General features: G+C 63.3%; 26 protein-coding genes and 2 tRNA genes. 14 read left to right on the forward strand and 14 right to left on the reverse strand.

From position 1 onward, the window contains the following. Window positions 1–2: 2 nt before the first annotated feature. The 6 genes from ACVOLZ_RS16325 to ACVOLZ_RS16350 form a co-directional block, all read right to left on the reverse strand. Window positions 3–563 carry a DUF2857 domain-containing protein gene (locus tag ACVOLZ_RS16325; protein ID WP_023095527.1) on the reverse strand — a complete coding sequence of 187 codons (561 nt, stop codon included), beginning with the start codon at window positions 561–563 and terminating at the stop codon, window positions 3–5. 15 nt (window positions 564–578) lie between these two features. Next, on the reverse strand, window positions 579–2213 hold the full coding sequence (locus ACVOLZ_RS16330) for a ParB family protein (RefSeq protein ID WP_023095528.1): 1635 nt from the start codon (window positions 2211–2213) through the stop codon (window positions 579–581). Next, entirely contained in the window at window positions 2206–2454 is a 249-nt protein-coding gene (locus ACVOLZ_RS16335) for a hypothetical protein (RefSeq protein ID WP_023095529.1), read from the reverse strand. The genes ACVOLZ_RS16330 and ACVOLZ_RS16335 overlap by 8 nt, the downstream gene beginning before the upstream one ends. Beyond that, a complete protein-coding gene (locus ACVOLZ_RS16340; RefSeq protein WP_023095530.1) occupies window positions 2438–3313 on the reverse strand; it encodes a ParA family protein in 876 nt (291 codons plus the stop codon). Before ACVOLZ_RS16340 ends, ACVOLZ_RS16335 begins: the two co-directional genes overlap by 17 nt. Before the next feature lie 42 nt (window positions 3314–3355). Further along, window positions 3356–3568 carry an AlpA family transcriptional regulator gene (locus tag ACVOLZ_RS16345; RefSeq protein WP_023095531.1) on the reverse strand — a complete coding sequence of 71 codons (213 nt, stop codon included), beginning with the start codon at window positions 3566–3568 and terminating at the stop codon, window positions 3356–3358. 119 nt (window positions 3569–3687) lie between these two features. After that, on the reverse strand, window positions 3688–4443 hold the full coding sequence (locus tag ACVOLZ_RS16350; RefSeq protein ID WP_023095532.1) for a hypothetical protein: 756 nt from the start codon (window positions 4441–4443) through the stop codon (window positions 3688–3690). 29 nt (window positions 4444–4472) lie between these two features. Here ACVOLZ_RS16350 and ACVOLZ_RS16355 point away from each other — a divergent pair, with 29 nt between their 5' ends. Then, window positions 4473–4631, forward strand: a complete 159-nt coding sequence (locus ACVOLZ_RS16355; protein ID WP_023095533.1) for a hypothetical protein — start codon at window positions 4473–4475, stop codon at window positions 4629–4631. Window positions 4632–5318: 687 nt separating this feature from the next. Next, a tRNA-Cys gene (locus ACVOLZ_RS16360) sits at window positions 5319–5392 on the forward strand. A gap of 201 nt (window positions 5393–5593) precedes the next feature. Here ACVOLZ_RS16360 and ACVOLZ_RS16365 read toward each other — a convergent pair. The 3 genes from ACVOLZ_RS16365 to ACVOLZ_RS16375 all read right to left on the reverse strand — a co-directional run bounded on the left by ACVOLZ_RS16365 (window position 5594) and on the right by ACVOLZ_RS16375 (window position 8400). Next, the gene (locus ACVOLZ_RS16365; RefSeq protein ID WP_481517028.1) at window positions 5594–6793 is read right to left on the reverse strand and encodes a leucine-rich repeat-containing protein kinase family protein; all 1200 of its coding nucleotides are present in this window, start codon (window positions 6791–6793) and stop codon (window positions 5594–5596) included. A gap of 237 nt (window positions 6794–7030) precedes the next feature. Continuing rightward, window positions 7031–8116 (reverse strand): 4Fe-4S dicluster domain-containing protein, encoded by a 1086-nt coding sequence (locus ACVOLZ_RS16370; RefSeq protein WP_481517029.1) that lies wholly within the window; start codon window positions 8114–8116, stop codon window positions 7031–7033. Continuing rightward, window positions 8113–8400 (reverse strand): hypothetical protein, encoded by a 288-nt coding sequence (locus tag ACVOLZ_RS16375; RefSeq protein WP_481517030.1) that lies wholly within the window; start codon window positions 8398–8400, stop codon window positions 8113–8115. The genes ACVOLZ_RS16370 and ACVOLZ_RS16375 overlap by 4 nt, the downstream gene beginning before the upstream one ends. Window positions 8401–8580: 180 nt before the next feature. Here ACVOLZ_RS16375 and ACVOLZ_RS16380 point away from each other — a divergent pair, with 180 nt between their 5' ends. The 5 genes from ACVOLZ_RS16380 (at window position 8581) to ACVOLZ_RS16400 (ending at window position 13597) form a co-directional block, all read left to right on the forward strand. Further along, window positions 8581–8964 (forward strand): group III truncated hemoglobin, encoded by a 384-nt coding sequence (locus ACVOLZ_RS16380; RefSeq protein ID WP_481517031.1) that lies wholly within the window; start codon window positions 8581–8583, stop codon window positions 8962–8964. A gap of 86 nt (window positions 8965–9050) precedes the next feature. After that, window positions 9051–10463, forward strand: coding sequence for an oxygen-independent coproporphyrinogen III oxidase (gene hemN / locus ACVOLZ_RS16385; protein ID WP_481517032.1), 1413 nt, complete (start codon window positions 9051–9053; stop codon window positions 10461–10463). Window positions 10464–10544: 81 nt separating this feature from the next. Continuing rightward, window positions 10545–10631 (forward strand) — tRNA-Leu (locus ACVOLZ_RS16390). Between the two features lie 22 nt (window positions 10632–10653). After that, window positions 10654–11943: a nucleotide sugar dehydrogenase gene (locus ACVOLZ_RS16395; protein ID WP_481517033.1), complete on the forward strand. Its 1290-nt coding sequence runs from the start codon at window positions 10654–10656 to the stop codon at window positions 11941–11943. Window positions 11944–11974: 31 nt separating this feature from the next. Further along, on the forward strand, window positions 11975–13597 hold the full coding sequence (locus tag ACVOLZ_RS16400) for an FMN-binding glutamate synthase family protein (protein ID WP_481517034.1): 1623 nt from the start codon (window positions 11975–11977) through the stop codon (window positions 13595–13597). A gap of 156 nt (window positions 13598–13753) precedes the next feature. Here the strand turns inward: ACVOLZ_RS16400 and ACVOLZ_RS16405 are convergent, their stop codons facing one another. Next, entirely contained in the window at window positions 13754–14986 is a 1233-nt protein-coding gene (locus ACVOLZ_RS16405; protein WP_481517035.1) for a TIGR03862 family flavoprotein, read from the reverse strand. Further along, on the reverse strand, window positions 14970–15401 hold the full coding sequence (locus ACVOLZ_RS16410; RefSeq protein WP_481517036.1) for an FKBP-type peptidyl-prolyl cis-trans isomerase: 432 nt from the start codon (window positions 15399–15401) through the stop codon (window positions 14970–14972). Before ACVOLZ_RS16410 ends, ACVOLZ_RS16405 begins: the two co-directional genes overlap by 17 nt. 61 nt (window positions 15402–15462) lie before the next feature. On the opposite strand from ACVOLZ_RS16410, the gene ACVOLZ_RS16415 reads away from it, so the two are divergent. The 3 genes from ACVOLZ_RS16415 (at window position 15463) to ACVOLZ_RS16425 (ending at window position 17832) form a co-directional block, all read left to right on the forward strand. Continuing rightward, on the forward strand, window positions 15463–15828 hold the full coding sequence (locus ACVOLZ_RS16415) for a DUF6164 family protein (protein ID WP_481512994.1): 366 nt from the start codon (window positions 15463–15465) through the stop codon (window positions 15826–15828). 142 nt (window positions 15829–15970) lie between these two features. Continuing rightward, entirely contained in the window at window positions 15971–16726 is a 756-nt protein-coding gene (locus ACVOLZ_RS16420) for a sulfurtransferase (RefSeq protein ID WP_481517037.1), read from the forward strand. A gap of 110 nt (window positions 16727–16836) precedes the next feature. Then, on the forward strand, window positions 16837–17832 hold the full coding sequence (locus tag ACVOLZ_RS16425) for an LLM class flavin-dependent oxidoreductase (RefSeq protein WP_481517038.1): 996 nt from the start codon (window positions 16837–16839) through the stop codon (window positions 17830–17832). 206 nt (window positions 17833–18038) lie between these two features. Here the strand turns inward: ACVOLZ_RS16425 and ACVOLZ_RS16430 are convergent, their stop codons facing one another. Both ACVOLZ_RS16430 and ACVOLZ_RS16435 read right to left on the reverse strand, forming a co-directional pair. Beyond that, the gene (locus ACVOLZ_RS16430; protein ID WP_481517039.1) at window positions 18039–18713 is read right to left on the reverse strand and encodes an exopolysaccharide biosynthesis protein; all 675 of its coding nucleotides are present in this window, start codon (window positions 18711–18713) and stop codon (window positions 18039–18041) included. Then, window positions 18697–20040 (reverse strand): hemolysin family protein, encoded by a 1344-nt coding sequence (locus tag ACVOLZ_RS16435; RefSeq protein ID WP_481517040.1) that lies wholly within the window; start codon window positions 20038–20040, stop codon window positions 18697–18699. Before ACVOLZ_RS16435 ends, ACVOLZ_RS16430 begins: the two co-directional genes overlap by 17 nt. Window positions 20041–20316: 276 nt before the next feature. Here ACVOLZ_RS16435 and ACVOLZ_RS16440 point away from each other — a divergent pair, with 276 nt between their 5' ends. After that, window positions 20317–20943 (forward strand): DUF47 domain-containing protein, encoded by a 627-nt coding sequence (locus tag ACVOLZ_RS16440; protein ID WP_057628278.1) that lies wholly within the window; start codon window positions 20317–20319, stop codon window positions 20941–20943. 12 nt (window positions 20944–20955) lie between these two features. Beyond that, window positions 20956–22077, forward strand: a complete 1122-nt coding sequence (locus ACVOLZ_RS16445; RefSeq protein WP_481517041.1) for an inorganic phosphate transporter — start codon at window positions 20956–20958, stop codon at window positions 22075–22077. Between the two features lie 245 nt (window positions 22078–22322). On the opposite strand, the gene parE is transcribed toward ACVOLZ_RS16445, so the two are convergent. After that, window positions 22323–24212 carry a DNA topoisomerase IV subunit B gene (gene parE, locus ACVOLZ_RS16450; protein ID WP_481517042.1) on the reverse strand — a complete coding sequence of 630 codons (1890 nt, stop codon included), beginning with the start codon at window positions 24210–24212 and terminating at the stop codon, window positions 22323–22325. Between the two features lie 158 nt (window positions 24213–24370). On the opposite strand from parE, the gene ACVOLZ_RS16455 reads away from it, so the two are divergent. Together ACVOLZ_RS16455 and ACVOLZ_RS16460 are read left to right on the forward strand one after the other, a co-directional pair. Next, complete coding sequence (locus ACVOLZ_RS16455; RefSeq protein WP_282273021.1) at window positions 24371–24622, forward strand: hypothetical protein; 252 nt, start codon at window positions 24371–24373, stop codon at window positions 24620–24622. 130 nt (window positions 24623–24752) lie between these two features. Beyond that, a complete protein-coding gene (locus tag ACVOLZ_RS16460) occupies window positions 24753–26417 on the forward strand; it encodes a CTP synthase (RefSeq protein ID WP_481517043.1) in 1665 nt (554 codons plus the stop codon). Window positions 26418–26529: the final 112 nt, after the last annotated feature.

The raw sequence follows: 26529 nt of genomic DNA on the forward strand, positions 1-26529 counted from the left end.
GCTCAACCCAGTCCCTGATCGACCCACGACTTGATCGCGGCCCAGACCACCGACAGCGGCAAATCCATGCCTTCGGCGAGGTCCATGGCCGCGTCGAGAATCGAGGTCTCGTCCTCCAAGTCCACATTCCTGCTGCTGGTGAGCGCTTTCCAGCGCCGCCACAGTTCGACGTCCTGCTTCTCGTCCAGGACAGGGTGACGCCCCTTTCGCTTGGGCAGGCCCAGCACCTCACGGCGCAGGGCGACTTCCTGATGGGTCAGGCCATAGAAGCGGCTGACCATCTCCGTGCTGGCCCCCAGGCGCAACATGCGATCGACGGTCGCGATTTCCTTCTCCACGTCCTGCGCCTGCGAGAGCAGACGCCGGAGCACCTCGCGGTTCACGGACACGGAACACCACGAGACATTGGCGTTGGCCAGCACGCTCACCATGGCGGGATGCTTGAGCGCATCCAGCTCGGCCTCGCTGAAGCCCATCGCCTTGCAGCGGCGCAGTTGGCCGTTGCGCAGGTCGTAGAGCGCCTGGGCGATGACGGCTTGATTGAGCGGGTGCGGGGCGGACATGCGGGTCTCCTTCCTTCATGCCCCAGGGCCTGCGACGCCGGATTCCAGGTCCAGCAGGCGCCGGGCCAGGCGCAGCAATCGGAACAGCTTGACCAGCGCGGTGTCGCTCAAGCGGCGTGTCGCATCACCTTGGCCGTGCAGCAGCGCCGGCAGCTCGGCGGCAAGCTGCCCGCCGTCCAGATCGGCATCGGTGAAGCTCTGGCCTGCCAGGCTCGCCAGCAATGCCAGCACGCCGCGGCCCTGGGGTGATGGGGGCTGCGCGCTGGCATGGCATGCGAAGCCCACGCCGTCCGCGCGGTCCTCGATGCACTGATTAAGGCCTGCCTCACCCGCGATCTCGCGTGCGAACTGCGCGATGTGGATGCGCAGGCGATCGGGCGTGTCCAGGCCCGCGTCGATGTGCCAGACGTCGGAAATCGGGTAGAGACCGCCTGCCTGGACGGGAATGGACTGCAAGACGTTGGCCGAGAAATCGGGCAGCGCATCCCCCAGCTCGTCGGCGACCATCCGCTGAATGGATTGCAGCCGCTCCGTCGTAGGTGCGGGCGAAACGATGTGCCCCTGCAGCAGATCACCAGGAGCCGCCACGGGGCTTCCTGCGGGCGAGCCGTCCGTCCCTGAGCTGTCCTTGCGCTCGCGCGACCCAGGTATGGCCGCCGGCGTCGGGGCCGATGGGGCCGGCGCGGCGGGCGGGCGGGCCACGGTGCCAGGCTCAGGAAGTGCGGGCGGTGCCGATGGCGGGGTCGGATCGCTGACCAGGGCGCGATGGCGGCTTTCGGATTCCGTGAGGTCGAGCGCCAGCACGTCGTAGTCGATGCCGAGCAGCTCGGACATCTGGCCGATCAGCTCGTCCTGCACGCGCTGGGGGACGAACTCGTCGGCCTGCGTGTCGAACTGCGACAGCACCTCCTGAAAGAAGTCGTCGAAGTCCTGTACCAGCGTGCGGCCCTTGGCGTAGCGCTCCCACGCGAGCATGCAGGCCTTGCGCATGACCGACAGGCGTTCGACCTGGTGGCGGCCGAGCCCGCCGTAGAGCACGGTCGGGATCGCCGGCAGGAGGTAGCGCACCGCGTCGTTCATCCGGCTGATGTGCGACTGCTGGACCGGGAAGCCATCAGCGGCGAGACGGCGGGCCAGCTCGGATTGGCTCAGGGCGGCGCCGCTTTCCTGCTCGTAGAACTCGCGCGCCTTCTCGACGCCGAGGGCGCGCTCGATGAACGTCAGGCCCCCACGCAATTCGTTCTCGGCCAGGTGGCCGGTCAGCATCACGACTTCGCCGCGGCTGGGCCAGGGCCGGAACAGGCACGATATGCGGAAGAACCGCTCGTCCTTGGTCTCCGACCACAGTTCGCGCAGGATCGCCAGGCGTGTGTTGCCGCCGTTGCGGATGATGTAGTGGCCCTCGCCCGGGCGTCGGGTGATCGCCGGCGCCGCATCAAGGCCGCGCTCGCGGATGGACGCCTTGATGTCCTCGTAGGCCGGATTGCGCTTCTTCCTGGGGTCGTGGTCGTAGGGACGCAACTGGTCCAGGGTCACGACCATGGGCGTGTCGGCGATCGGGTCGCTCAAGGCCGAGGTGGATGGGCCGCTGCGCTCGAACCCGGCCGCGAGCAGCTTGCCGGCCATCTGCTGGGAGGTCATCTCAACCATGGCGGCCTCCCTGCGCTGGGGATCGGGCCTCGCGCTCGGCGCGGCGGATCTGCGCCCGGGCATTGAGGGCCGCCCGGTGGTCGCTGGCGGTCGAACTGGTGTAGATCGCGGCGCAGCCGGCCTTGGTGAATTTGAGGTGGCCGCCTGGCGTGCGCTTGACGTGCCAGCCCTCGCCGACGGCGAACTCGATCAGGGCGCGTAGCCGCTTGTGGCCTCGGGCCAGTTCATGTGCGTTCGCCATGGGGCCTCCCGGTATCAAGAGGAAATGGCGGGCGGCCGGACACCGTGGCAAATCGGTGCTGCCATTGCGGGAACAGTTCGCCAGCGAGGCCGCGCATGGTGTCGAGCGCGGCGGGGGCGACTCTGCCCGGTGGCTGGCGGTACTCGACCCGATGCACCGGCAGGCCGCGCGTCGCGGCGCGCGGATAGGCTTCGATGGCCGGCACGTCGGTGGCCAGCACGCGGATGCCGGTGTGGTGCTGGAACAGCTCGCGCAGGGCCTGCTGGATCAGCCGGGCGTTCGCCGACACCGGGTGGACCCGGTTGATGAGCAGGTGCAGCGGCGGCGGCTCGATGCCCAGGTGCCGGTACGGGGCGATGTCCTCCAGCAACTGCATGGTGCCGCGCCGCAGTTCGCGGGCGGCGAGGATTTCCGGGGTCACGGGCGACAACGCGAGATCGGAGGCGAGCACCGCCATCTCCAGCGTCACCGAGCGTGCGCCCTGGGTGTCGATCAGCACCAGGTCGTAGAGGGGAGTCAGTGCCGGCAGCAGGTGCCGTAGTCGCAGGCGTCCGTCCGGCGCATGCAGCAACAAGGTGTTCAGCTCGCCCCGGTGGTCGTTGGACAGCACCAGGTCCAGGCCTGTGATGATCGTGCGGGACACGAGCTGGCCGAGGTCGCGCTCATTGAAGGCCAGCAATTCATAGATGCCGCCGGGCGCGCGGTGGGCCAACTCGTAGTACGAGGACAAGGTGGGCTGCACGTCGAGATCGAGCAGCAGCACGCGCAGCCCCGCGTCGGCGGCGAGCCCGCCAAGGTTGGCGGCCGTGGTCGTTTTACCGACGCCCCCTTTGGTCGAGACAATGGATACAACCTGCATGGCGTTCTCCGTGTGAGGATGGGAAGTCCGCGGGAGAACGGGTCAGGCCCGGCTGTTGACGCGCTCGGCGATCCACTGGTCGATTTCGATGGAGTCCCAGCCGACGGCGCGCACGCCCAGGCGCAACGCTTTGGGAAACTTGCCGGCGCGCATCAGGTTGTAGAGGTGGGCGCGCTTGAAGCCGGACTTCGCTTCGACTTCTTCCAGGCGCAGGATGCGGCGCTCGTTGGGCGGCAGTACAGGTGCTTGCGACATGGCGGTCACTCCTGAACGCTCAGTGGCGTTTGTTGGCGTGACACCTATTCAAATGTCGGCTTCTGTCCCAGACCACCGTAAATGCGGTTTCCGCGACCGCAGATACGGGCTTGCAAACATCAAGAAACGGCGGCCCGTAGCTTGCGTCGGGCTTGCGCAAATTTGGCTTGCAGCGTGCGATCCGTAATGCCCATGAGTTCGCCGTGATGCGCGATCATCGCGGTAGCGATGGATTCCTGGCTGTTGAAGCTGGAGTACGGTGTGCCCGACGGGGATTGGCCGAGCATCAGTTCCAGCATCGTGCCGATGATGTGCAGGTACGTGGCCTCGGCACGGTCGCTGATCGGGCACTGGGCGCATGCAGGAATCACCGTGGACTGCTTGAGCAGCGCGTCGTGCTGGTCCTGCAACTCGCGCAGTTGACGCTTGCACTGCTCCAGGGCGGATTTGAGGGCCAAGCGCTCGACGAGCATGGCTTGGCCGGTCTCCAGCGAGATGAAGGGATGGGCGATGCGTTCGCTGCGGCAGAAGAGAAAGCCGGGCCGCTGCTCGGGGTAGTGCTGGCGCATCCAACGCTTCAGATCCACGTGACGAACCGTCAGGTCAGGGGATTCGATCAGCGCGATGTCGCGTGCGGTGATGCCGTTCTGCCCGAAGGGCAGTTCCCCATTGAGGATGCCGTCGTAGATGCGATCGGTGTACAGCCGCAGTTCGCCCCAGCGCGGGCAGTCCAGCGATTGCGGAAGATTCCTTGGCGACGAAACCGAGGCCAGGATCACTTGCTCATATCGCAGCAGCCCAGCCCAGCGGATGGACGCTTCGATCGGGCGGTAGAACACCTTTGATGTGGGTGCATCATTCTTGTTCTCGTGCATGCTCGGTCTCCTTCCAGGAGAAGAACTACATGGCCGACTCCTTTGCCGCCGACCTCATGGTCGGCCTGTTACCTGTGCAGGAAGCGAGTTCCGATGCCCGCTTCGTCATGGGGCTTGAGTACTTCTCACCAGTTCGCGCTACTGGTAGCCGTCGTGTGCTCGATGTGCAAAAATTCATCGATCGCTAGATGGTCGAGCGTCGGAAAGCAGACTCGACAGCTACGCTCACGCTATCAGGGTCGTAAGAAGTTACGGTCCCTGCAAAACCGTCTAGGTATGACGTGATATGCCAGCGGTTTCACCGGGCACGAGGGGGATGGCAATCGCTGTCCAACGTCCAGCCGGACGTAGTGAATCCACGCCTGTCATGCTTGCCCGAGCATCCTGATATATCGACAAAGAATCGTGCGCCGGCTTGCCACGGCTAGGGTGTGCGTTCTTTCGGCGCAACTTGAGCAGACCGGCAATGCGCGGCGCGTGTGGGTCCTAGACGGTCCTAGACGGCATCCGCGATAGGCCGGCGCCAAGAGCATCGGCTCGGTCGTCATCGTGTTGATGGTGTGCGGAAGCAGAGGGCAAGGCGTAGGCGACCAGTTCGAGACTGTCGCGGACGACGCAGTGCTGGGTGTGGGTCCGGTGCGCTGAGTACGGGTCTATGGCCGTCAGTGGAAGTCTTTGGACGATCTTGTTGCCGGGGACCAAAAACAAGGCTACAATTGAGGTCCTCGCTGAGCACCTCGGCGAAGAAACTGTTCGGGAAACAACGACTTACGCGCCTAGTGCAAGTCTCGTTTCCCGCTCCAAATCGGAAAGGGCCCCCGCAGCGGGGTCTTTTCATGTCGAGGCGGTGTAGTGCTTCGGCGGTGCAATTATTTGGCCTGGTAGCAGAGTGGTTATGCAGCGGATTGCAAATCCGCGTACGCCGGTTCGATTCCGACCCAGGCCTCCAAGTAGTAAGCAAAAAGCCCTGAGAAATCAGGGCTTTTTTGTTGCCTGTGATTCTTTGTCGATCCACGTAATCCCCGGTTCAGAGGAAAAAGCACGTCGGACGCTCGCTTTCGAGTGGCTGCGGCGCGTTGGCATGCGCGCAATGCCAGCGCGAGTTCAAAACAGGTCGCGCAGGTGTGTGGGTGGCAGGCAAGGCCTGCCGTCAGTTGCTGATGCGCGCCGCGATTTCATTTTCAAGGTGGGCGAATGCGCGCCACTCGATTGCCTGCAGCTGTGTGCGTTGTGCAGGTGGCAACGCGCCAGTCAACATCGCTGCACCGAAGTCGCTCAGTACTGCCTCGCCGTTGGCCGGATTCCACAAAATATTGTGGGCATACAGGTCGCCATGCAGCACACCCTGCGCATGCAGGTGGGTGAGCGCCGCGCGGATGCAGCCCAGCAGGCGTTCGGCGATGGCGGGCGTAAAGCGCGTATCCGCTGCATAGACATCGCGCGTGCAGCTGGCAAGGCTGGGCGGGCCGGCCAGGTTGACGTATTGCGAGGAAAGCAAGGGCATCGCCACCGCCAAGCGGCCTTGCGGTTGTCCTTCAACTACAGTCAGTGGCGCAAGCAGGTTCGGATGCCCGGCAGCGACCAGCCCGGCGGCCAGCTCAGACTGCGGCGTCCCATCGCTGGTAAATGCCGCTTTGAATACTTTGACGGCAATTGCTTCATTGCTTTGCTTGAGCATGGCGCGGTGGATGTGTCCACTCGCCCCTTCGCCCAGCAGCTCGCCGATCTCCAGATCGTCGTAGTGGACGGCGTGGTGATGCGCATCCGCCAGTGCAGTGTGTTCGGCATCCGCCGTCAGCGGGTTGCCGGCCAATGCCGGCCACGCCAAATTCGGCAATGCAGGCAAGGTTGCTGGAATTTCATCGAAATGGTTGCTGGCAATCCGTAACAGCTCCAGTGCTTTGCACTTGCTCAGGTCGGGCAGGGCAGTGAGCTGGTTGCAGGAAAGCATCAGCTTCTGCAGTCGTGGCCGTTGGCCAAGCGCCGCTGGCAACTCACGAAGCTGATTGTCGGTGAGGATCAACCAGCGCAGCCGCGCGGGCAGGCTGTGTGCGGATACCTGCGCAATCGCGCAGGCCTTGAAGCCGACCATCTCGAGCTGCTCGCAGTCGCCAAGTGCAACCGGCAATTGCGTAAACGGGTTGTTGGAGCAGAACAGGATGCGCAGCTTGTGCAGTCGCCGCATGTCATCGGGCAAGGAGCTGAGTTCGTTGCTGGAGAGATCCAGCACTTCCAGCGTCTCGGCGAGGGCGAACAGCGCCTGCGGGAACTCGGTCAGGCCCTGGTTGACCAGTCGAACAGATTGGGCCCCGCTGAGTGCGCCGTTTTTCAGATCTTCAAGGGTATGCATGCACGGCGAGTGTAACGACACTTGTGGCGACGGCAAATGTGGGAGCGGCGTCAGCCGCGAAGCATGTTGATTATAAGGTGGCGCAGGTGTCGGGCTTTTTGCGCAATGTCAGCTTCGCGGCTGACGCCGCTCCCGCAAAACAATGCCAGGTTGCTTTGCACGAGGTGAAGCTTGTGCCGTCAAGGTGAATGAAATTGCGTACAGGCTGCTTCTTTGCGGCTTATTGTCTGGCGTTGCTCAGTGCAGGCTTGCGGCTGTGAATACTGCCAAGCCTATACACAAAACCATCAGGCCGGCGAACGCCAATGGTTTGATCCGCAATCTGGATGCGCTGGCGTCACCTACTTCGCATGCTGGGCGGGCGCGATGGATCAGATCCAGCGGGTAGTGCTTGCTGGCCATGGCATCGTCACAGGCATCCATGCAGTTGCCGCACTCAATGCAGCTGCTGCTGCGACCGTTGCGGATATCCAGCCCGATCGGGCAGGCCGCAACGCAGGCGCCGCAGTCGGTGCAGTCACCCAGGTGTACCGGGCTGAATTTGGGCATGGCGCCGGCAATGGCCGGGTGGGCGGCGCGGAACACATAGTCGGCCGCAGTGGTTGCATCCAGCAGTCCGCGTGAGCGGTGCAGCACGCTGGCGTTGTCCTGGCCGCGCTGGCCACGCGGCTCACCGCGCGGTGCGTTGTACTGAATGCAGGGAGTGCGTGCATCGGCAATCAGCGGTTGCACGCGACTGTAAGGGCAGAGATAGCTGCAGACCTGTTCGTGCAGATACACCACGTTTGCCCAGGTTGCCAGGCCGTAGAAGCTGATCCAGAAGAGTTCCCAGCCACTGAGCGTAAGTGTGAGTACGCCGTGCGCAAGCTCTGCGATAGGCGTGAAGTAACCCACAAAGCTGATGCCGGTCCACAGCGAGATTGCCGCCCACAATGCGTGTCGAAGCGGTGTTCCCAGCGGCTTCGCCCTGCCTTTGAAATCGGTCAGGCGGGTCAATCTGCGGAACAGGCGGGTCAATACCGTCTGCGGGCACGCATAGGTGCACCACAGGCGCCCGTAGAGGCTGGTGGCAAGGCAAAGCAGGGCCAGTGTGGCCAAGGCAAGCCAGAGCAACGGTATTGACTGCTCCGGTTGCATCGAGATACCGGTGACCTGGAACTGGCGTGCATCGATGTCGAGCAGCAACCAGGGCTTGCCGGCCCAGTGCAGCCAGGGCAGACCATAAAATGCCGCCAGCATCGCCAAGCTGGTGAGTTGGCGGAACCTGTCGCGCCTGCGCGCGGTGCCGGCGCTGGCTTCGCCGATGCTGCGCACAGGCTTCATTCGAAGACTTCCTCCTGCTCGCGCGCGGGACGCAATAGCAGCGCTGTCACTGCGCACGCGCACAAAGTGCCGGCCCAGAACATGAAGAAACCCAGCGAGTAGCCCACTTCACGGCTGATTACGTGCTGCGGGAAGCTGATCTGCTGCAGTTCCAGCGGGTCGATGAATGCGAAAAACACCGCCGACATCACCGCCGCGGTAAAAAAGCTGGGCCACACCACGGCGCCGAGGCGTTGGACCATTGGCAGCGGGTGGCGGATGCTGGAGTCGGCAGAAGCGGTCATCGTGGATTCCCGGGGGCCTCTTGGCGAAGGAATAGAATCGGGTTGGCAGCACTGCGGTTCAGCGCCAGCTGGTGACCCGGTGTGCAAGGCTAGGGGCTGTGCCCGCGGGCGTCGTTGATCCTGATCAAGCAGGGCGGGGCTGGGCATGGTCGGTTTGGGTCAGGTAACAGGAGGTGTGTTGTGCGGGCTGGACCAGATGTTTGCAGTGAGGAAGAGGTGGAGCAGCTGGTGCGGCGTTTCTACGCGCGGGTGCGCCAGGACGCGGTGCTCGGGCCGATATTCCAGGCGCGGGTGCACGACTGGGAGGTACATCTTCTGCAGCTGATCGATTTCTGGTCGGCCCTGCTGCGCGGAACCTCGCGATTCAATGGCGCGCCTATGCCCAAGCACTTAGCCATCCCAGGGTTGGAGTGGCCGATGTTCGAACGCTGGCTGGCGTTGTTTGCACAGACCACGGCGGAGCTGGGTAACCCGGCGATGCAGGCCTTGGCCGATGAGGCGGCGGGGCGGGTCGCCGGCTCGATCTGGCGGCGCTACCACACCCCTTCGTTCCCGATACTCTGAACGGAAGGCCGGCCGGGCCCGTTCATGAATGGATGAATTGATCTAACTCAAGGCGAGCGCGCTTGGGCGGGGGCAAGCTGGGAGGTATGAATATGCCGCTGCCGACCTCAAATGCCCTTGGCTGGACCTTCGATGCGGACCTGCTGCTCCGGCATGACCGGCCGGGTCCACGCTATACGTCCTACCCAACCGCACCGCATTTTCACGACGGTTACGGGCAGGCGCAGTTCTGCGCGGCGGTAGCGCGCAGCAACGCGGTAGGGCGGCCGATGTCGCTATATGTGCATGTGCCGTACTGCAGCAGTCCGTGTTTCTATTGTGGCTGCAACCGCGTCATCAGCCGCGACCGCAGCAAGGGCGAACGTTATGTCGATCAGCTGCTGGTGGAAGCGGATTGGTTGGCGCCGCTGTTCGCACGCGAGCGCGAAGTGGTGCAGCTGCATCTGGGCGGCGGCACGCCCAACTTCCTGGCCCCCGATCAGCTGCGTCGATTGATTGGTGGGCTGGAGAAACTGTTCAATTTCAGTCAGAGCAGTGCACGCGATTTTTCGATAGAACTGGACCCGCGCTCGGTCAGCGTCGACGACATCGGTGTGCTGGCAGAGCTCGGTTTCAATCGCGCAAGCCTCGGCATCCAGGACTTCGACCCGCAGGTGCAGCAGGCGATCAACCGCGTGCAGGAAGTGGATGAGACGATGGCCATCATCCAGGCATGTCGCGACCATGGCATGCGTTCGGTCAACGTGGACCTGATCTATGGTTTGCCGCTGCAGACGCTAGCCGGCTTTGGCCGCACGCTGGATACAGTGATCCAAGCGCGCCCGGATCGCCTGGCGATTTATGGCTACGCGCATCTGCCGCATATGTTCAAGGCGCAACGGCAGATCCAGGACCGCGACCTGCCTGACCCGGAGCAGAAGCTGGCGTTGCTGGGGCTGGCTGTTGAACGGCTGTCGGCGGCTGGCTACCAGTACATCGGCATGGATCATTTCGCGTTGCCGGAAGAAGACCTGTCGCGCGCGCAGCGTGCAGGCAGCCTGCATCGCAACTTCATGGGCTACACCACCCACGCCGACAGCGATCTGCTGGGGCTGGGGGTCAGTGCGATCAGTCATATCGATAGCAGCTACAGCCAGAATCCGCGCGATCTCAAGGACTGGGAAGCAAAGATTGCCGAGGGGGGCGTGCCGGTGTGGCGCGGGTTGGAACTGGATGGGGACGATATGTTGCGGGCGGAGCTGATCCAGCAGCTGATGTGCCATGGCAGCGTGGACGGCCGTGCGCTGGCGCGGCGGCATGATGTCGATTTCGACATCTACTTTGCCGAGGAGCTGATTTCATTGCAGCACCTGCAGGACGACGGTTTGGCCAGTTACAGCGATGGCGTGGTCGCAGCCACCGAACAGGGCCGGCCCTTGCTGCGCCTGATCGCGATGTGCTTTGACCGTTATCTGAAGGCCGCGCAGCAGCCAGCGCGCTACTCGCGGGCGATCGGCTGAGATCATGCTGGCGGCCGGTTCAGCGCCGCCGCCAATCTTCGTGATTCACAATTGGGCCGCAATCAGGCACGCTATTGCGATGCCCGGATGGCGAAACTGGTAGACGCATCGGACTTAAAATCCGCCGGCCGCAAGGCCTTGCCGGTTCGATTCCGGCTCCGGGCACCAGTTCGCAACCTCAGGGGATGGCATGAGTGCCGAGATCACCGCCGCGGCCGCGCCGCAGATCGCCATTATTGGTTTGGGCTATGTTGGCCTGCCATTGGCCGTCGAGTTCGGTAAAACGCTCGATACCCTGGGTTACGACATCGATACCGCCCGCGTCGCAGAGTTGCAGGCAGGGCACGACCATACGCTGGAACTGGACGACGCTGAGCTGGGCGCGGCGCTGCATGCCCGCTACACCGCGAACAAGGCCGAGCTGGCTGGGCGCAATGTTTTCATCGTCACCGTGCCGACACCGATAGATGCCTACGAGCAGCCGGACCTTGCGCCGCTGCGCGGTGCCAGTGCGCTGATCGCTGCGGTGCTCAAGCGTGGTGATCTGGTGATCTACGAATCCACCGTATATCCGGGTACCACCGAAGAGGTCTGCGTACCGCTGCTGGAGCAGGGCTCCGGGCTGCGTTTCAACCAGGATTTCTATTGCGGTTACAGTCCGGAGCGGATCAATCCGGGTGACCGTCAACGGCGTTTGCCTGATATCAAGAAAATCACCTCAGGGTCCACGCCCGAGGCCGCCGCAGTGGTTGATGCCTTGTACCGGCGCATCATCACCGCTGGCACCTGGCCGGCGTCGTCGCTACGCGTGGCCGAGGCGGCCAAAGTGGTGGAGAACATCCAGCGCGACGTGAACATTGCCTTGGTCAACGAACTGGCGCTGATCTTCGACAAGCTGGGCATCGACACGCTGGATGTGTTGGAAGCAGCAGGCACCAAGTGGAACTTCCTGCCGTTCCGGCCCGGTATGGTCGGCGGGCACTGCATTGGCGTTGACCCCTATTACCTGCTGCATAAATCCGAGAGCGTGGGTTACCACCCGGATCTGATCCACACCGCGCGGCAGGTCAACAACCGTGTGGTAGCGCATGTGGTCACCCGTGTACGTGGCCTGCTCGAAGAAAAGAACAAGCCGTTGCAGAACGCGTGCGTGCTGGTGCTGGGGGTGACCTTCAAGGAGGATTGCCCTGACCTGCGCAACAGCCGTGGGCTGGACCTGGTGCAGATGCTGGCGGCCGCCGGTGCACAGGTGGATGCGTTTGATCCTTGGGCCGATCCGCGCAATGCGCATGACATGGGCGGTGTAGAGCTTGTGAAGGCGCCGCAGCAAGGTGTCTACGATGCGGTGGTGCTGGCGGTAGCCCATCAGCAGTTCCGTGCCTTCGATGTGGCGCAGATCCGTGCCTTGGGTGTGCCGGACATGGTGGTCTACGATGTGAAATCGGCCTGGCCGAGGCAAGTAGTGGACGACCGGTTGTAGAATCCGCCATCCGTGTAGGTTGAGGACGGTAATGCATCGTTATCTGGTTTATGTGCTGGCACTTATCTTGTTGCCAGTATCGCTGGCGCTGGCTACCCATTGGCCTGCTTGGTACTGGGGCGTTGGCCTGTTCGGCCTGATGGCGGTGCTCGGCACCTGGGATGTGTTGCAGCGGCGCAGTGTGCTGCGTCGCAACTACCCGGTGTTGGCGCACTTCCGCTACGGCTTCGAATCCATCGGCCCGGAAATCCGCCAGTATTTCGTGCAGAGCGATCTGGAAGATGTGCCGTTCTCGCGTCAGCAGCGTCAGCTGATCTATCAGCGTTCGCGCAATGAGATGGATGTGGTGCCGTTCGGCACGCTGCGCAGTGCGTATGCGGTGGACTACGAATGGATCAACCATTCGCTGGCGCCTACCAGCATTGCGCACCACGATTTCCGTGTGGTGATCGGGCCTGAGTGTGCCAAGCCTTATTCGGCCAGTGTGTTCAATATTTCGGCGATGAGCTTTGGTTCCTTGTCGGCCAACGCGATCCGTGCGCTGAACAAGGGCGCCAAACTTGGTGGCTTCTGCCACGACACCGGTGAAGGTTCGATCTCGCCGTATCACCGTGAGAACGGAGGTGATCTGGTTTGGGAAATCGGCTCGGGCTACTTCGGTTGCCGCGATGAAAACGGCCGTTTCAGCGAAGCGCGCTTTGTCGAGAACGCGAGCTCCGATCAGGTCAAGATGATCGAGATCAAGCTGTCGCAGGGGGCCAAGCCCGGCCACGGCGGTGTGCTGCCTGCGGCCAAGGTCAGTGCTGAAATTTCCGCGACGCGTGGCGTACCGATGGGCGTGGATTGCGTATCGCCGTCCAAGCATTCGGCATTCTCCACGCCGATCGAGCTGCTGCAGTTTGTTGCGCGTCTGCGCGAACTGTCCGGTGGCAAGCCGGTTGGTTTCAAGTTGGCCATCGGCCATCCATGGGAATGGTTCGGCATCGCCAAGGCGATGCTGGAAACCGGGATGCTGCCGGATTACATCGTGGTCGATGGCGCCGAGGGCGGCACTGGCGCGGCCCCGGCCGAATTCATCGATCACGTTGGCGTGCCGATGAACGAAGCGCTGATTCTGGTGCACAACACCTTGGTGGGGCTTGGCCTGCGTGATCGCATTCGATTGGGTGCGGCCGGCAAGGTGACCACGGCCTTCGATATTGCCCGCACCATCGCCTTGGGCGCTGACTGGTGCAATGCCGGGCGTGGTTATATGTTCGCGCTGGGCTGCATCCAGTCGTTGAGCTGCCACAACGACAAGTGTCCGACCGGCATCGCCACCCAGGATCCGAGCCGCTGGCGTCATCTTGAGCCGGTCGACAAGGGCCAGCGCGTGTTCAATTACCACCAGAACACCATGCGCGCGCTGCGTGACCTGCTCGGCGCTGCTGGCCTGCACGATACGTCCGAGCTGGGCCCGGAGCACATCCTGCGCCGCGTATCGCCGGTGGAAATTCGCTCGCTGGCCAGCCTGTACCGCTATCTCGGGCCGGGTGAGTTGTTGAACAAGGTGCCCGAACACACCGTGTTCCGCGAGTATTGGGCTGAGGCGCGCAGTGATTCGTTCACCCCGCCGGCCCGCATCGCGGCGTTGCGTACTAGCAAAATGCGCTGATTCCCGACAGCCTGTAGGAGCGGTGTAAGCCGCGAAGCCCGTAGCGATGAAACTGCGGGCTTTTTTGTGGTCGGATTGGTTTTCAGCTTCGCGGCTTACGCCGCTCCTACACGGGGCGGCGCTATCGGTGAGGCCTCTGCCGACCATGGGTCGGCATTACCCGAGCCAGCGGATCACGCCTTCTGCTGCACGCTGGCCACTCGCATAGCAAGCGGTCAGCAGGTAGCCGCCGGTGGGCGCTTCCCAATCCAGCATTTCGCCAGCGCAGAACACGCCGGGCTGTGCGGTGAGCATCAGTCCGTCATCCATCGCTTCCAGCTTTACACCACCGGCCGTGCTGATGGTCTCAGCCATCGGGCGCGGCCGCAGCAACTGCAGCGGCAGGCGTTTGAGCGTGCGCGCGACAGCTTCAGGATCATTGCCGGCATCCTTGCCCAACACTTCAAACAAGAGCCCGGCCTTGGCTGCATCCAGACCAGCTGCACGACGCAGGTGTTCACCGAAGCTGCGGCCCTTGCGGGCGCGGCCGAGGTCGGCGAGCAAGCGAGCTTCATCGCGGCCGGGTACCAGATCCAGTTCCAGCGTCACCGCACCATCGCGGTTGAGGGTTTCGCGCAGGTCGGCGGCCAGTGCATAGATCAGGCTGCCTTCAATGCCGTACTGACTGACCACGCATTCGCCTTGCAGCGACTGTGCTTGCCCCTGCAGATCGGTCCAGTGCGCAACCACAGGTTTGATCGGTGCGCCGGCATGACGGTCGCGGAAGTGGGCAGTCCAGTCGATGTCGAGGCCGCAGTTCGCCGATTGTAGCGGCGCGGTATCAACGCCGCGCTCCTGCAAGACTGGCATCCAGCTGCCATCGGAGCCAAGCTCCGGCCAGCTGCCGCCGCCCAGTGCCAATACCGTGGCATCGGCCTTGATGCTGACTTCGCCTTCAGCGGTTGCCATGCGCAGGCTGCCGTCCAGGTTCCAGCCCAGCCAGCGATGCTGCACGTGGAAGCGCACGCCTTGTTCCTTCAGTCGACGCACCCAGCCGCGCAGCAGCGGTGCTGCCTTGCGGTCTACCGGAAACACCCGGCCGGAACTGCCGACATAGGTTTCCACGCCAAAACCCAGCGCCCAGCGGCGCAAGGCATCGGCATCGAAGCCGTCCAGCCATGCGCCAACCTCCACCTGGCGTTCGCGGTAGCGGCTGTCGAACAGTGGGCGCGGGTCGGAATGGGTGAGGTTCAGCCCACCCTTGCCGGCGATCAGGAATTTACGCCCGGGCGAGCCCTTGGCCTCGTACAGGTTGACCGCCAGGCCAGCGGCACGCAGATGCTCGGCGGCAAACAGACCTGCCGGGCCGCCGCCAATGACGGCAACGGTTTTATCAGCGAGGTTTGACATCGAGCAGTTCTACATCGAAGACCAGTGAGGAGCCGGCCGGGATCGGGCCGACGCCATGGTTGCCGTAGCCGTATTCGGCCGGAATCATCAGGGTGCGCTTGCCGCCGACCTTCATGCCAGCTACGCCTTCGTCCCAGCCGCGGATGACCTGCTTGTCGCCGAGGTTGAAGCTGAACGGCTCGCCGCGATCCAGCGAACTGTCGAACTTCTCGCCGTGCTTGTCGGGCTTGCGCTCGTCGTAGATCCAGCCGGTGTAATGCACGCTGACCTTGCTGCCGGCCACCGCTTCAGCGCCGCTGCCGGGCACGGTGTCGATCTGCTCGAACTTGGCAATGGTGCCGCCAGGAGGCGGGCCCGGCGGGGTGCAGCCGGCGGCCAACAGGGACAGCAACAGTGGGATGAACAGACGGCGCATGGCGCGCTCCGTTGGAAAGGGGCGTGCAGGGTAGCGCATCGCCGCCGGGTATCATTGCGGCATGGCCAAACTGCTGCTCAATCTACGTAATGTCGGTGACGACGAAAGCTTCGAGGTCGGCGAACTGCTCGACCGCAATGGCATCGCCTGGTATCGGACCGAGCCCAGCCCCTGGGGAATTTCCAATGGCGGCATCTGGCTGCGCGAAAACGATGATCTGCCACGCGCGAAAGGCTTGATGGCGAGCTATCAAGCTGAACGCGGGCAGCGGGTGCGTGACGAGCGCGAGGCGGCGTTGCGGGATGGTAGTGCCGAGACGTTCGGCTCGATGTTGCGGAGCCGGCCGTTGTTTGTAGTGGCGGTGCTGCTCGGTATGGTGGTTGTTTCGGCCTTGGTGCTGCTGCCGTATTTCCTGCTGCGGGGGTGATGGCTTTCAGCTCCCTCCCTTGCTCCGTAGGAGGAGGGGAGGGTTGGGGAGGGGGTGGCCTTTGGGCCTTCCGGGCATTGCCAGTTTCGCGGCTTACGCCGCTCCCACAGCAGCTGTGGGGACGGTCGTTTAAACTATGCACATGATCGTTAATACCGCTGCCTATCTTTTCGTTCCGCTGGCTGATGCCGAAGCCTTGACCGCCACCTTGCATGAACGCGCAAAGGCGCTGGAGCTGCGTGGCACCATCCTGATCGCGGAGGAGGGCATCAACCTGTTCCTGGCAGGTAGCAGTGAAGGCATCGATGGCTTCTACAGCCAGCTCAAGGCTGACGCGCGTTTTGCCGACATGCGCATCAAATACAGCCACAGCCAGATGCAGCCATTCGCAAAGCTGAAGGCCAAGTTCAAGTCGGAAATCATCAGCTTCCGCCGCGATGACGGCCAGCCGTTGGATTACCCGCGTGCGCCCAGCGTCGCCCCAGCCACCGTGCAGCGCTGGTTGCGGCAGGGCCACGATGACGACGGCAAGCGCGTGGTGATGCTGGATACGCGCAACTGGCAGGAATTCGCCCACGGCACCTTCGAGGGTGCGTTGACCCTGCCGATCGCCAAGTTCACCGATCTGCCGGCCGCGCTGGAGCCGCACCGCGAGGCGCTGGCCGATGCCACCGTGGTCAGCTTCTGCACTGGCGGCATCCGCTGCGAAAAGGCCGCGCTGTGGATGCAGAACGACGGTATGCACAACGTGCTGCAGCTGGAAGGCGGCATCCTCGGCTACTTCGAGGAAGTGGGCGGCGAGGGCTATGACGGCCGCTGCTTCGTGTTCGACGAGCGCGTGGCGCTGGACGCACAACTGCAGCCGCTGGTGGATCGGCAGGACGACGCCCAAGCCTGAGCTTGTAAGGCAGGGCGTGGGAAACAGTGTCCCGGTGGAAATCGCGGCGCTTGCATGGAGAATGCGAGGACAAACCCCATGTCCTTGGCATCGTCCATGGAGACCGCAGAATGATCCCACTTTCCATTCTTGACCTCGCCCCGGTCTGCGAGGGCTCTACCCCGCAGCAGGCCTTTGCCAACATGCTGGAGCTGGCCCAGCACGCCGACCGCTGGGGCTATCACCGCTATTGGCTGGCCGAGCACCACAACATGCCCGGCATCGCCAGCGCCGCCACCTCGGTCTTGATCGGGCATGTGGCCGGTGGCACTTCGCGTATCCGGGTGGGCTCGGGTGGAGTGATGCTGCCCAACCATTCGCCGCTGCAGGTTGCCGAGCAGTTCGGCACGCTGGCTTCCTTGTATCCGGATCGCATCGATCTGGGTCTGGGTCGGGCGCCCGGCACCGATCAACCTACGGCGCGCGCATTGCGCCGTTACTTCGACAGTGCCGATCAGTTCCCGCAGGATGTTGCCGAGCTGCTGCATTACTTCGCGCCGGTAAAGCCTGGGCAGTCGGTACAGGCGGTGCCTGGTGGCGGCATTCCGGTGCCGGTCTGGTTGCTGGGTTCGAGCCTGTTCAGTGCGCGCCTGGCGGCGGCGATGGGCCTGCCGTTTGCGTTCGCCTCGCACTTCGCCCCGGATGCGATGGATGAAGCGCTGGCGCTGTATCGCCGCGACTTCCGTCCTTCCGAGCACTTGCAGGCGCCCTACGCGATTCTGGCGTTGAACGTGGTGGCCAGTGACTCGGAGGCTGAATCGAAGCGTCTGTTTACCAGCCAGCAGCAGGCCTTCGTCAATCTGCGCCGCGGCACGCCGGGGCGTATCCCGGCTCCAGTGGATGACATCGAATCGTTCTGGGCGCCGCATGAAAAGGTCGGTGTCGAGCGCGCCTTGGCCTGCAGCATCGTCGGTGATGCTGCGCAGGTGGCGGAAGGCTTGGTGGCCTTCGTCGAGCGCCATCGCCCAGATGAAATGATGCTGGCTGCCAATATCTATGATCCGGCGGCGCGGCTGCGTTCGTTCGACTTGGCGATGCAGGCATGGCAGCGGGTGGGAGCGGCGTAAGCCGTTTGCTCCCTCCCTTTTGCGTAGCGAAGGGGAGGGTTGGGGAGGGGTGATTTTGCTTGTATAGCCTCTTGCCGGGCATGGCTCGGCACTGCGCTGTTGCTCCCTCCCTTTGGCGTAGCCAAGGGGAGGGTTGGGGAGGGGTTTGTTTTTGCTGGTAAAGCCCCTGCCGAGCATGGCTCGGCACTACCGTCTGCCGGGGGGCGTCAGCTGGTCATGCGTTCGAACAATGCGATGCTTTCGCTGATCAGCTGGCCGGAGCCGAAGCCGAAAAACAGGCCGGCGGCAATCGCTCCGAGCCAGTTGAACAGCATCAATGCGCCGTCGCGTTCGAGCAGTGCCAGTGCGAACAACAGCAGCTGGAAGCCGAACAGGTAGTTGGTGAATGGAATCGGCAGCGACAGCAGCAGGCCGACCAGCAACAGCAGTACGCCGGTCAGCATGCGCGCTGGTAGTGGCACGATAAGCACCGCCAGCCGAGGCTTCAACATCCGGTCCAGTCGCTGCAGCGGTCGGCTGATCTTGCTGAGGAACTTGTGCACGGTGCTGCGCTTGGGGCCGCGTCTGGCGATGAAGCCTGGCAGCCACGGCCGCGACATCCCGAACAGCAACTGGCTGCCGATCAGGAATACCAGCGGACTGCTGACCGCGCCGCCTATGCCCGGGATCGGGATGAAGGCGGGCAGGATGGCGATGAACAGAAATACGCCGAACGCGCTCTGTTCCAGCCCTTGCAGAACCTTGCCCAGCGGTAGGTGTTCATCCGGGTCGCCGCGTTCAAACATCGCCAACAGCGTGCGAATGCCTTCATTGCGGTAACCGCCGGACTCTGTCCTGCCGGTGTCCGGCGGGCTGCCGTCCGGTTCAACCGGTGGTGTCATCAGTGTCTTCTTCTGGCAGCTGGCGCAGCAGCAGCTTGTCGATGCGGGCACCGTCCAGATCGACGATCTCAATGCGCCAGCCGGCCCAGTCGAAGTATTCGCCTGCGTGCGGTATGCGGCCGAAGTAGTGCATGCACATGCCGGCGATGGTGTAGTAATCGCCTTCTTCGGCATCCGGCAGCTCGGCGCCGTTCATCAGCTCCTGCAGGTCATCCACCGGCAGCGAGCCGTCAACCAGCAAGGAGCCGTCTTCGCGGGTGACAACCAAAGCGTCATCGTCGGTATTCTCGGTGGCCTGCAGGCGGCCGACCACGGCGCCCATCAGGTCGGAGATGGTCACCAGACCCTGGATCTCGCCGTATTCGTCGACCACCAGCGCCATCGACTGGTGCTCTTCACGGAAGATCTCCAGCAGCTTCATCGCGTGGGTGGATTCGGAGACGTACAGGGTCTCGCGCAGGTTCTCGAACAGGTTGTGGCTGCCGCCGCTGAGGCGGGTGACCAGGCTCTTGACCTCAAGAATGCCGGCAATGTCCTGGTCGTTGCCGCGATACACCGGGTAACGCGAGAACGAATGGTCGCGCATTGCCAGCAGGTTCTTTTCCGGATCAGCGTTGGTATCCAGCCAGGCGATGCGGTTGCGCGGGGTCATCAGGCTGTCGGCGGTGCGGTCGCCCAGGCGCATGACGCGGTTCATCATGTCGCGCTCGTGGCTGTCGATCACGCCCTGCTCATGGCTCTCGGCCACCAGCATGCGGATTTCTTCTTCACTGACCGAGGCCGACTCGGTCTTGCCCAGGCCGAGCAGGCGCAGTACCAAGCGGGTGGAGTGCGACAGCAGCCAGACGCCGGGGGCGGCGATGCGTGCCAGCCAGCTCATCGGCACCGCGACAATGCCGGCGATGTCCTCGGAGCGGGTCAATGCGACACGCTTGGGCACCAGCTCGCCGAAGATCAGCGTCAGATAGGTGATCAGTGCGACTGCCAGGGTCTTGCCGAGGAACTCGGACCAGGGCTGTACCGCGCCAAACAGCGAGAAATTGGCTGACAGGGCCGGGAACAAGGCCTGCAGCTGTTGGGCGATGGCACCGCCGATCGCGTCGCCGCCGTAAACACCGGTCAGGATGCCGATCAGGGTAATGCCGATCTGCACCGTGGACAGGAAGTTCTCGGGTTTCTCGGACAGGGCCAGGGCGCGCGCAGCACGCTTGCTGGAGCCAGCCAGCTGCTTGAGGCGGCTCTTGCGCGAAGTCATGACCGACATCTCGGACATGGCAAAGAACCCGTTCAGCAGAATCAGGGCCAGGACGATAAAAAATTCAAACACGGGTCTCTCCCCGGGTTGGTGGCAGGGAGGGCGGGTGCTTGCGGCTGCGGCGGGCGCTCAGGGGCGGGATCCGGCGCTGTGGCGGGGGATAAGGGTCGTCTTCCATAGGGTGCACCGCGAGGGCGCTGGGCGATATTAGCAAACCGTTGGGGCTCTGGCGCACCCGCCCGTTCACATTTCAGGGCTAAAAAACTCGCCGGGAATACCCTGAATGCCATCTAGCCGTCATAATTCGCCCCTGATGCCGTCCCTCCCGCGACGGCGAATAGGCTCCCCATGTTTTCGTTGCAGACCATCTTTGGCTCCGGCAAGCAGTTCTATACCTACCTCGACGAGGCCGCGCAGGCCGCCTATGACGGTGCCAAGGCACTGCACAGCATGATGCGTGAGGCCGATCGTCAGCCGGCGCTGGATGCATTCAAACTCGCCCGTCTGCGCGAACGCGCCGCCTCGGACAAGATCAGCCAGGCGCTGGTTGACAGTTTCATGACCCCGATCGAGCGCGAGGACATCGAAGCGCTGGGTTCGGCGCTGTACAAGATTCCCAAGCAGATCGAAAAGTTTGCTGACCGTTACTCGCTGGCCGTGCAGCATCTGGACCAGATCGACTTCGCCCCGCGCGCAGCGATGCTGGAGCAGGCCGCAGGTGTCGTCGTGGAGATGGTCAACGACCTGCGCCACATGAACCTGGATCGTATGACCGCGCTCAACGAAAAGCTGCGTTCGCTGGAGAACGAAGCTGACCGTCTGATGCTGGAGCTGTACCGCGACATCTACTCCGGTCGCTTGGACAACCTGCAGATGTTCCTGCTCAAGGAATTCTTCGAGATCCTGGAAAAGGCCATCGACCGTTGCCGCGAAGCGGGCGTGGTGGCTTACCAGATCGTGCTCAAGAACAGCTGACGGGGACGCTCTATGCTCACCCTCGTCCTGGTGGTGATTCTGGCCGCGCTCGTCTTCGAGTTCATCAACGGCTTCCACGACACCGCCAATTCAATCGCCACCGTGGTGGCAACCAAGGTCCTGTCGCCCGGTTGGGCGGTGATGTTGGCCGCTTTCATGAACCTGATCGGCGCGCTGACCGGCACCGCCGTCGCGCTGACCATCGCCAATGGTCTGCTCAACACCGATGTGGTCGATGTGACCCCGCAGGTGATCCTGTGCGCGCTGCTTGGCGGCATCGTCTGGAACCTGATCACCTGGTGGAAAGGCCTGCCGTCGTCTTCTTCGCATGCATTGATCGGTGGTTTGTGCGGTGCGGGTCTTGCCGCTGCACATAACAACTGGGATGCGCTGATCTGGTCGCAGAACGTCGGCAACTGGGCGCAGAACAAGGGCCTGTTGTGGAAGGTGTTCGTGCCGATGATCACCTCACCGATCGCCGGCTTCCTGCTCGGTATCGTGGTGATGTGCCTGTTGTGGGCAATCATCGCCGGCATGGCCCGCGTTGGTGGCATGCTCGGCCGCTTGGCACGCCCGCGTTGGGTCAATGCCTTCTTCGGCAAGGCGCAGATCGTTTCGGCGGCGTACATGGGTTTTGCCCACGGCCACAACGATGCGCAGAAAACCATGGGCATCATCGCGATGACCCTGGTTGGCGCAGAAGCAACCGGTGCATTGAACGACCTGCCGTCGTGGCTGGCCTTCATGCATCCCGATGCCAATGCTGGCAACGGCATTGCCATGTGGATCGTGCTGACCTGTGCGGTGGTGATGGCTGCCGGTACCGCTTCGGGCGGCTGGAAGATCATCAAGACCCTGGGTCACAAGATGGTCAAGCTGCACCCGATTCACGGCTTCGCCGCTGAGACCAGCTCGGCCACCATCCTGACCCTGGCTGCGCACTTCGGCATGCCGGTCTCGACCACCCACAGCATCTCCACCGCGATCATGGGCGTTGGCTTCGCCAAGAACCCCAAGTCGCTGCGTCTGGGCGTGATCGAGCGCATCCTGTGGGCGTGGATCCTGACGATTCCGGCGGCAGGTGGTTGTGCTTACCTGATCCTGCGTCTGTTCGAAATGGTGGGTTGGAACTGAGGTTATTGGTTCGTAATCTGCAAACGAAAAACCCGCCAGCGATGGCGGTTTTTTTTGTTGGGGCGCAGGCTGCTTTTGTAGGAGCGGCGTAAGCCGCGAAACTGGTGCTGCTGGCGGGTCAGCAGCTTTTGCCATCTGATGATGTGCTTGCTTCGCGGCTAACACCGCTCCTACAAAAGCGGGGCGTGGCCAGCAAAAAGCCCGCCGGTGAGGGCGGGCTTTCGGTGTGGCGAGATTGCTCGGGATCAGGCTTCCAGCGAAGCCAGATCGCCCTTGCTCTCCAGCCAGCCCTTGCGGTCCGGGGCGCGCTTCTTGGCCAGCAACATGTCCATCAGCGCCGAGGTCTGCTCGCTGTCGTCCACGGTCAGCTGCACCAGGCGGCGCGTATCCGGGTGGATGGTGGATTCGCGCAGCTGCGAGGGATTCATCTCGCCCAGGCCCTTGAAGCGGGTGACGCTGACCTGGCCGCGGATCTTCTCGCGTTCGATCTTGTCCAGCAGCGAGCGCTTCTCTTCCTCGTCCAGCGCGTAGAACACCTGCTTGCCCACGTCGACGCGGAACAGCGGCGGCATCGCCACGAACACATGGCCGGCATCCACCAGCGACGGGAAGTGGCGCAGGAACAGCGCCGCCAGCAGGGTGGCGATGTGCAGGCCGTCGGAGTCGGCGTCGGCCAGGATCACCACCTTGCCGTAACGCAGGCCGGACAGGTCGTCCTTGCCCGGGTCGCAGCCAATGGCGATGGCCAGGTTATGGACTTCTTCCGAAGCCAGTACGCTGCCCGAGGCGACTTCCCAGGTGTTCAGGATCTTGCCGCGCAGCGGCAGGATGGCCTGGAAGTCTTTGTCGCGAGCCTGCTTGGCGCTGCCGCCTGCCGAGTCACCTTCGACCAGGAACAGCTCGGTGCGTGACAGGTCCTGGCTGATGCAGTCAGCCAGCTTGCCGGGCAGGGCAGGGCCCTGGGTGACTTTCTTGCGGGTGACCAGCTTTTCGGTCTTCAGGCGGGCGCTGGCGCGCTCGATGGCGATCTGCGCGATCTTCTCGCCCAGTTCCACGTTCTGGTTCAGCAGCAGGCTGAAAGCGTCATGCACCGCGCCTTCGACGAAGCCGGCGGCCTGGCGCGAGGACAGGCGTTCCTTGGTCTGGCCGCTGAACTGCGGGTCGGTCATCTTCAACGACAGCACGAAGGCAACCCGGTCCCAGACGTCTTCCGGGGCCAGTTTGACGCCGCGCGGCAGCAGGTTGCGGAAATCGCAGAACTCGCGCAGCGCCTCGGTCAGGCCGGTACGCAGGCCGTTGGCGTGGGTGCCGTGCTGGGCGGTCGGGATCAGGTTGACGTAGCTTTCCTGCACCAGCTCGCCTTCCGGCAGCCAGGCCACGGCCCAGTCAACGATCTCGGTTTCCTTCTTGACGCTGCCGGCGAACAGGTCGGCTGGCAGCATTTCGCGCTCACCCAGCTCGGCCTTCAGGTAGTCGCGCAGACCATCTTCGTAATACCAGGTATCGACATCGCCGGTGGCTTCGTCGGTCAACTTGACGGTGAGGCCCGGGCACAGCACGGCCTTGGCGCGCAGCAGGTGGCGCAGTGCGCGCACATTGAATTTGGGCGTATCGAAGTACTTGGGGTCGGCCCAGAAGCGCAGGCGGGTGCCGGTATTCTTCTTGCCGACACTGCCGACCACTTCCAGCGGGCTGGCGCGGTCGCCATCACGGAAGGTGATGCGGTGCTCGGCGCCGTCGCGGCGGATATGGATCTCCACCAGCGTCGACAGGGCATTGACCACCGATACGCCGACGCCGTGCAGGCCGCCGGAGAAGGTGTAGTTGCGGTTGTTGAACTTGCCGCCGGCATGCAGCCTGGTCAGGATCAGTTCGACGCCCGGGATCTTTTCTTCCGGGTGGATGTCCACCGGCATGCCGCGGCCGTCATCGCTGACCTCGCAGCTGCCATCCTTGAACAGGGTGACTTCCACGGTCTTGGCGTGGCCGGCCAGGGCCTCATCGACCGAGTTGTCGATCACTTCCTGCGCCAGATGGTTCGGGCGGGCGGTGTCGGTATACATGCCAGGACGGCGTTTGACCGGGTCCAGGCCAGAGAGGACTTCGATGTCAGCGGCGTTGTAACGGGCGTTCATGGATCTCGGTAGGGCGCAAATCGACGTGGGAGTGTGCGGTCTGGCGGCGATTTTTGCACGCAGGGCATTCAGGGCCGGGGCAGCTGTCACGCGTTATGCTGTACACGGTTCCTAAACAGGCCCGCCGTGTCTGGCTGGGCAAGCCGAGGAGGTTTTGGATGAAAACGTCAAAATTGCTGGCTCTGGGTGTTGTTGTCGCTGCGGTTGCCGCCGTTCCCTTCGTGATGGCGCAAAGCGCTGACAAGGGCAAGGCTGCCGAGGCCGCACAGGCTGCCCCGGTCGACAAGGCGCAGAGCGAAGCCGAGCAGAAGGCCAAGCGCCGCGCTGCCGCCGCTGCCCAGGACAAGGCCAAGGCTGACCAGCCGGCGCCGCGTGAAGAAGAGGAAGAGGAAGCCCGTCGCCGTCGCTGACTGGGTTTTTCTTAAGTTTCAAGGACGCCCCGGCGCAGGTCGGGGCGTCTTTTTTTTAATCCGCCGCATCCAGTGCTTGGGTGTTTTGGCGACAACCTTTAAACTAGGGCTTTCCGGGAGGCAGTGAGCCGTGACCCCCCTTATTTTTGTTACCGGTGGTGTGGTGTCCTCGCTTGGCAAGGGCATTGCAGCCGCGTCTCTGGCCTCGATTCTCGAGGCGCGTGGCCTGAAGGTCACCATGATGAAGCTGGATCCGTACATCAACGTGGATCCAGGCACGATGAGCCCCTTCCAGCATGGTGAGGTCTATGTCACCGACGACGGTGCCGAGACCGATCTCGACCTGGGCCACTACGAGCGTTTCGTCCATAACCGCCTGAGCCGCAAGAACTCGGTGACCACCGGGCGTATCTACGAGAACGTGATCCGCAAGGAGCGTCGTGGTGATTACCTGGGCGCAACCGTGCAGGTCATTCCGCATATCACCGACGAAATCCGTCGCTGCATCGACGAGGCCACTGCAGGCTTCGACGTAGCACTGGTGGAAATCGGCGGTACCGTCGGCGACATCGAGTCGCTGCCGTTCCTGGAGGCCATCCGCCAGGTGCGCACCGAGCGTGGCCCGGAGAAGGCGCTGTTCATGCACCTCACCCTGGTGCCGTACATCGCGGCCGCCGGTGAGCTGAAGACCAAGCCGACCCAGCACTCGGTCAAGGAACTGCGCTCGATCGGCATCCAGCCGGACGTGCTGCTGTGCCGTTCTGAGCAGGCGATTCCGGATTCGGAGCGCCGCAAGATTTCGCTGTTCACCAACGTTTCCGAGCGTGCCGTGATCAGCGTGCCGGACGTTGAAGTGCTGTACCGCGTGCCGATGGGCCTGCACGCGCAGGGCCTGGACGAGATCGTGGTCAACCAGCTCAAGCTGGGTGACAAGGCCGGTCCGGCTGATCTGTCCGAGTGGGAAGCGGTGCTGGATGCGGCGCTGCACCCGCTGGACGAAGTGACCATCGCGGTGGTCGGCAAGTACGTCGACCATCAGGATGCGTACAAGTCGGTGGGCGAGGCGCTCAAGCACGGCGGTCTGCGCCAGCGCACCAAGGTCAACCTGAAGTGGCTGGAAGCGCAGGAGCTGGAAGAGTCCGGCCTGTCTGCGCTGGATGGCGTGGACGGCATCCTCGTGCCGGGCGGCTTCGGCGACCGTGGTTTTGAAGGCAAGGTGCTGACCTCGCAGTACGCCCGTGAGCAGAAGGTGCCGTACTTCGGTATCTGCTACGGCATGCAGGCGGCGGTGGTTGATTTCGCCCGCCACGTGGCTGGTCTTGAAGGCGCCAACAGCACCGAGAACGACCGTCAGTCGCCGAACCCGGTGATCGGTCTGATCACCGAATGGCGTACCGCCACCGGTGAAGTCGAGAAGCGCGACGAGAAGTCCGATCTGGGCGGCACCATGCGCCTGGGTCTGCAGGAGCAGCGGCTGAAACCGGGAACCCTTGCTCGCGAGCTGTACGGCAAGGACGTGGTGTCCGAGCGTCATCGCCACCGTTACGAGTTCAACAACCGCTACCGTACCCAGTTGGAAGACGCGGGTCTGGTGATCGCCGGCAAGTCGATGGATGACACGCTGGTGGAAGTGGTTGAACTGCCGCGTGACCAGCACCCGTGGTTCCTGGCCTGCCAGGCACACCCGGAGTTCCTGTCCACCCCGCGTGGCGGCCACCCACTGTTCATCGGCTTCATCCGCGCCGCGCGCGAGAAGAAGGCCGGCGGCAAGCTGCTGCAGGAAGCCCGCGCCTGAAAGGGTAGTGCCGAGCCATGCTCGGCAGGGGCTTTCCCTGGGTAATCAGCAGGTAGTGCCGAGCCATGCTCGGCAGAGGCTTTACCGGTAGTGCCCCCTGCCGAGCATGGCT

It is taken from the genome of Stenotrophomonas sp. STEN020 (genome assembly GCF_056760195.1).

What these genes read in the sequence shown, in the direction of transcription:
- ACVOLZ_RS16325 (WP_023095527.1), bottom strand. Translation starts at nt 563, where the DNA reads ATGTCCGCCCCGCACCCGCTCAATCAAGCCGTCATCGCCCAGGCGCTC.
- ACVOLZ_RS16330 (WP_023095528.1), bottom strand. Translation starts at nt 2,213, where the DNA reads ATGGTTGAGATGACCTCCCAGCAGATGGCCGGCAAGCTGCTCGCGGCC.
- ACVOLZ_RS16335 (WP_023095529.1), bottom strand. Translation starts at nt 2,454, where the DNA reads ATGGCGAACGCACATGAACTGGCCCGAGGCCACAAGCGGCTACGCGCC.
- ACVOLZ_RS16340 (WP_023095530.1), bottom strand. Translation starts at nt 3,313, where the DNA reads ATGCAGGTTGTATCCATTGTCTCGACCAAAGGGGGCGTCGGTAAAACG.
- ACVOLZ_RS16345 (WP_023095531.1), bottom strand. Translation starts at nt 3,568, where the DNA reads ATGTCGCAAGCACCTGTACTGCCGCCCAACGAGCGCCGCATCCTGCGC.
- ACVOLZ_RS16350 (WP_023095532.1), bottom strand. Translation starts at nt 4,443, where the DNA reads ATGCACGAGAACAAGAATGATGCACCCACATCAAAGGTGTTCTACCGC.
- ACVOLZ_RS16355 (WP_023095533.1), top strand. Translation starts at nt 4,473, where the DNA reads ATGGCCGACTCCTTTGCCGCCGACCTCATGGTCGGCCTGTTACCTGTG.
- ACVOLZ_RS16365 (WP_481517028.1), bottom strand. Translation starts at nt 6,793, where the DNA reads ATGCATACCCTTGAAGATCTGAAAAACGGCGCACTCAGCGGGGCCCAA.
- ACVOLZ_RS16370 (WP_481517029.1), bottom strand. Translation starts at nt 8,116, where the DNA reads ATGAAGCCTGTGCGCAGCATCGGCGAAGCCAGCGCCGGCACCGCGCGC.
- ACVOLZ_RS16375 (WP_481517030.1), bottom strand. Translation starts at nt 8,400, where the DNA reads ATGACCGCTTCTGCCGACTCCAGCATCCGCCACCCGCTGCCAATGGTC.
- hemN (WP_481517032.1), top strand. Translation starts at nt 9,051, where the DNA reads ATGAATATGCCGCTGCCGACCTCAAATGCCCTTGGCTGGACCTTCGAT.
- ACVOLZ_RS16395 (WP_481517033.1), top strand. Translation starts at nt 10,654, where the DNA reads ATGAGTGCCGAGATCACCGCCGCGGCCGCGCCGCAGATCGCCATTATT.
- ACVOLZ_RS16400 (WP_481517034.1), top strand. Translation starts at nt 11,975, where the DNA reads ATGCATCGTTATCTGGTTTATGTGCTGGCACTTATCTTGTTGCCAGTA.
- ACVOLZ_RS16405 (WP_481517035.1), bottom strand. Translation starts at nt 14,986, where the DNA reads ATGTCAAACCTCGCTGATAAAACCGTTGCCGTCATTGGCGGCGGCCCG.
- ACVOLZ_RS16410 (WP_481517036.1), bottom strand. Translation starts at nt 15,401, where the DNA reads ATGCGCCGTCTGTTCATCCCACTGTTGCTGTCCCTGTTGGCCGCCGGC.
- ACVOLZ_RS16415 (WP_481512994.1), top strand. Translation starts at nt 15,463, where the DNA reads ATGGCCAAACTGCTGCTCAATCTACGTAATGTCGGTGACGACGAAAGC.
- ACVOLZ_RS16420 (WP_481517037.1), top strand. Translation starts at nt 15,971, where the DNA reads ATGATCGTTAATACCGCTGCCTATCTTTTCGTTCCGCTGGCTGATGCC.
- ACVOLZ_RS16425 (WP_481517038.1), top strand. Translation starts at nt 16,837, where the DNA reads ATGATCCCACTTTCCATTCTTGACCTCGCCCCGGTCTGCGAGGGCTCT.
- ACVOLZ_RS16430 (WP_481517039.1), bottom strand. Translation starts at nt 18,713, where the DNA reads ATGACACCACCGGTTGAACCGGACGGCAGCCCGCCGGACACCGGCAGG.
- ACVOLZ_RS16440 (WP_057628278.1), top strand. Translation starts at nt 20,317, where the DNA reads ATGTTTTCGTTGCAGACCATCTTTGGCTCCGGCAAGCAGTTCTATACC.
- ACVOLZ_RS16445 (WP_481517041.1), top strand. Translation starts at nt 20,956, where the DNA reads ATGCTCACCCTCGTCCTGGTGGTGATTCTGGCCGCGCTCGTCTTCGAG.
- parE (WP_481517042.1), bottom strand. Translation starts at nt 24,212, where the DNA reads ATGAACGCCCGTTACAACGCCGCTGACATCGAAGTCCTCTCTGGCCTG.
- ACVOLZ_RS16455 (WP_282273021.1), top strand. Translation starts at nt 24,371, where the DNA reads ATGAAAACGTCAAAATTGCTGGCTCTGGGTGTTGTTGTCGCTGCGGTT.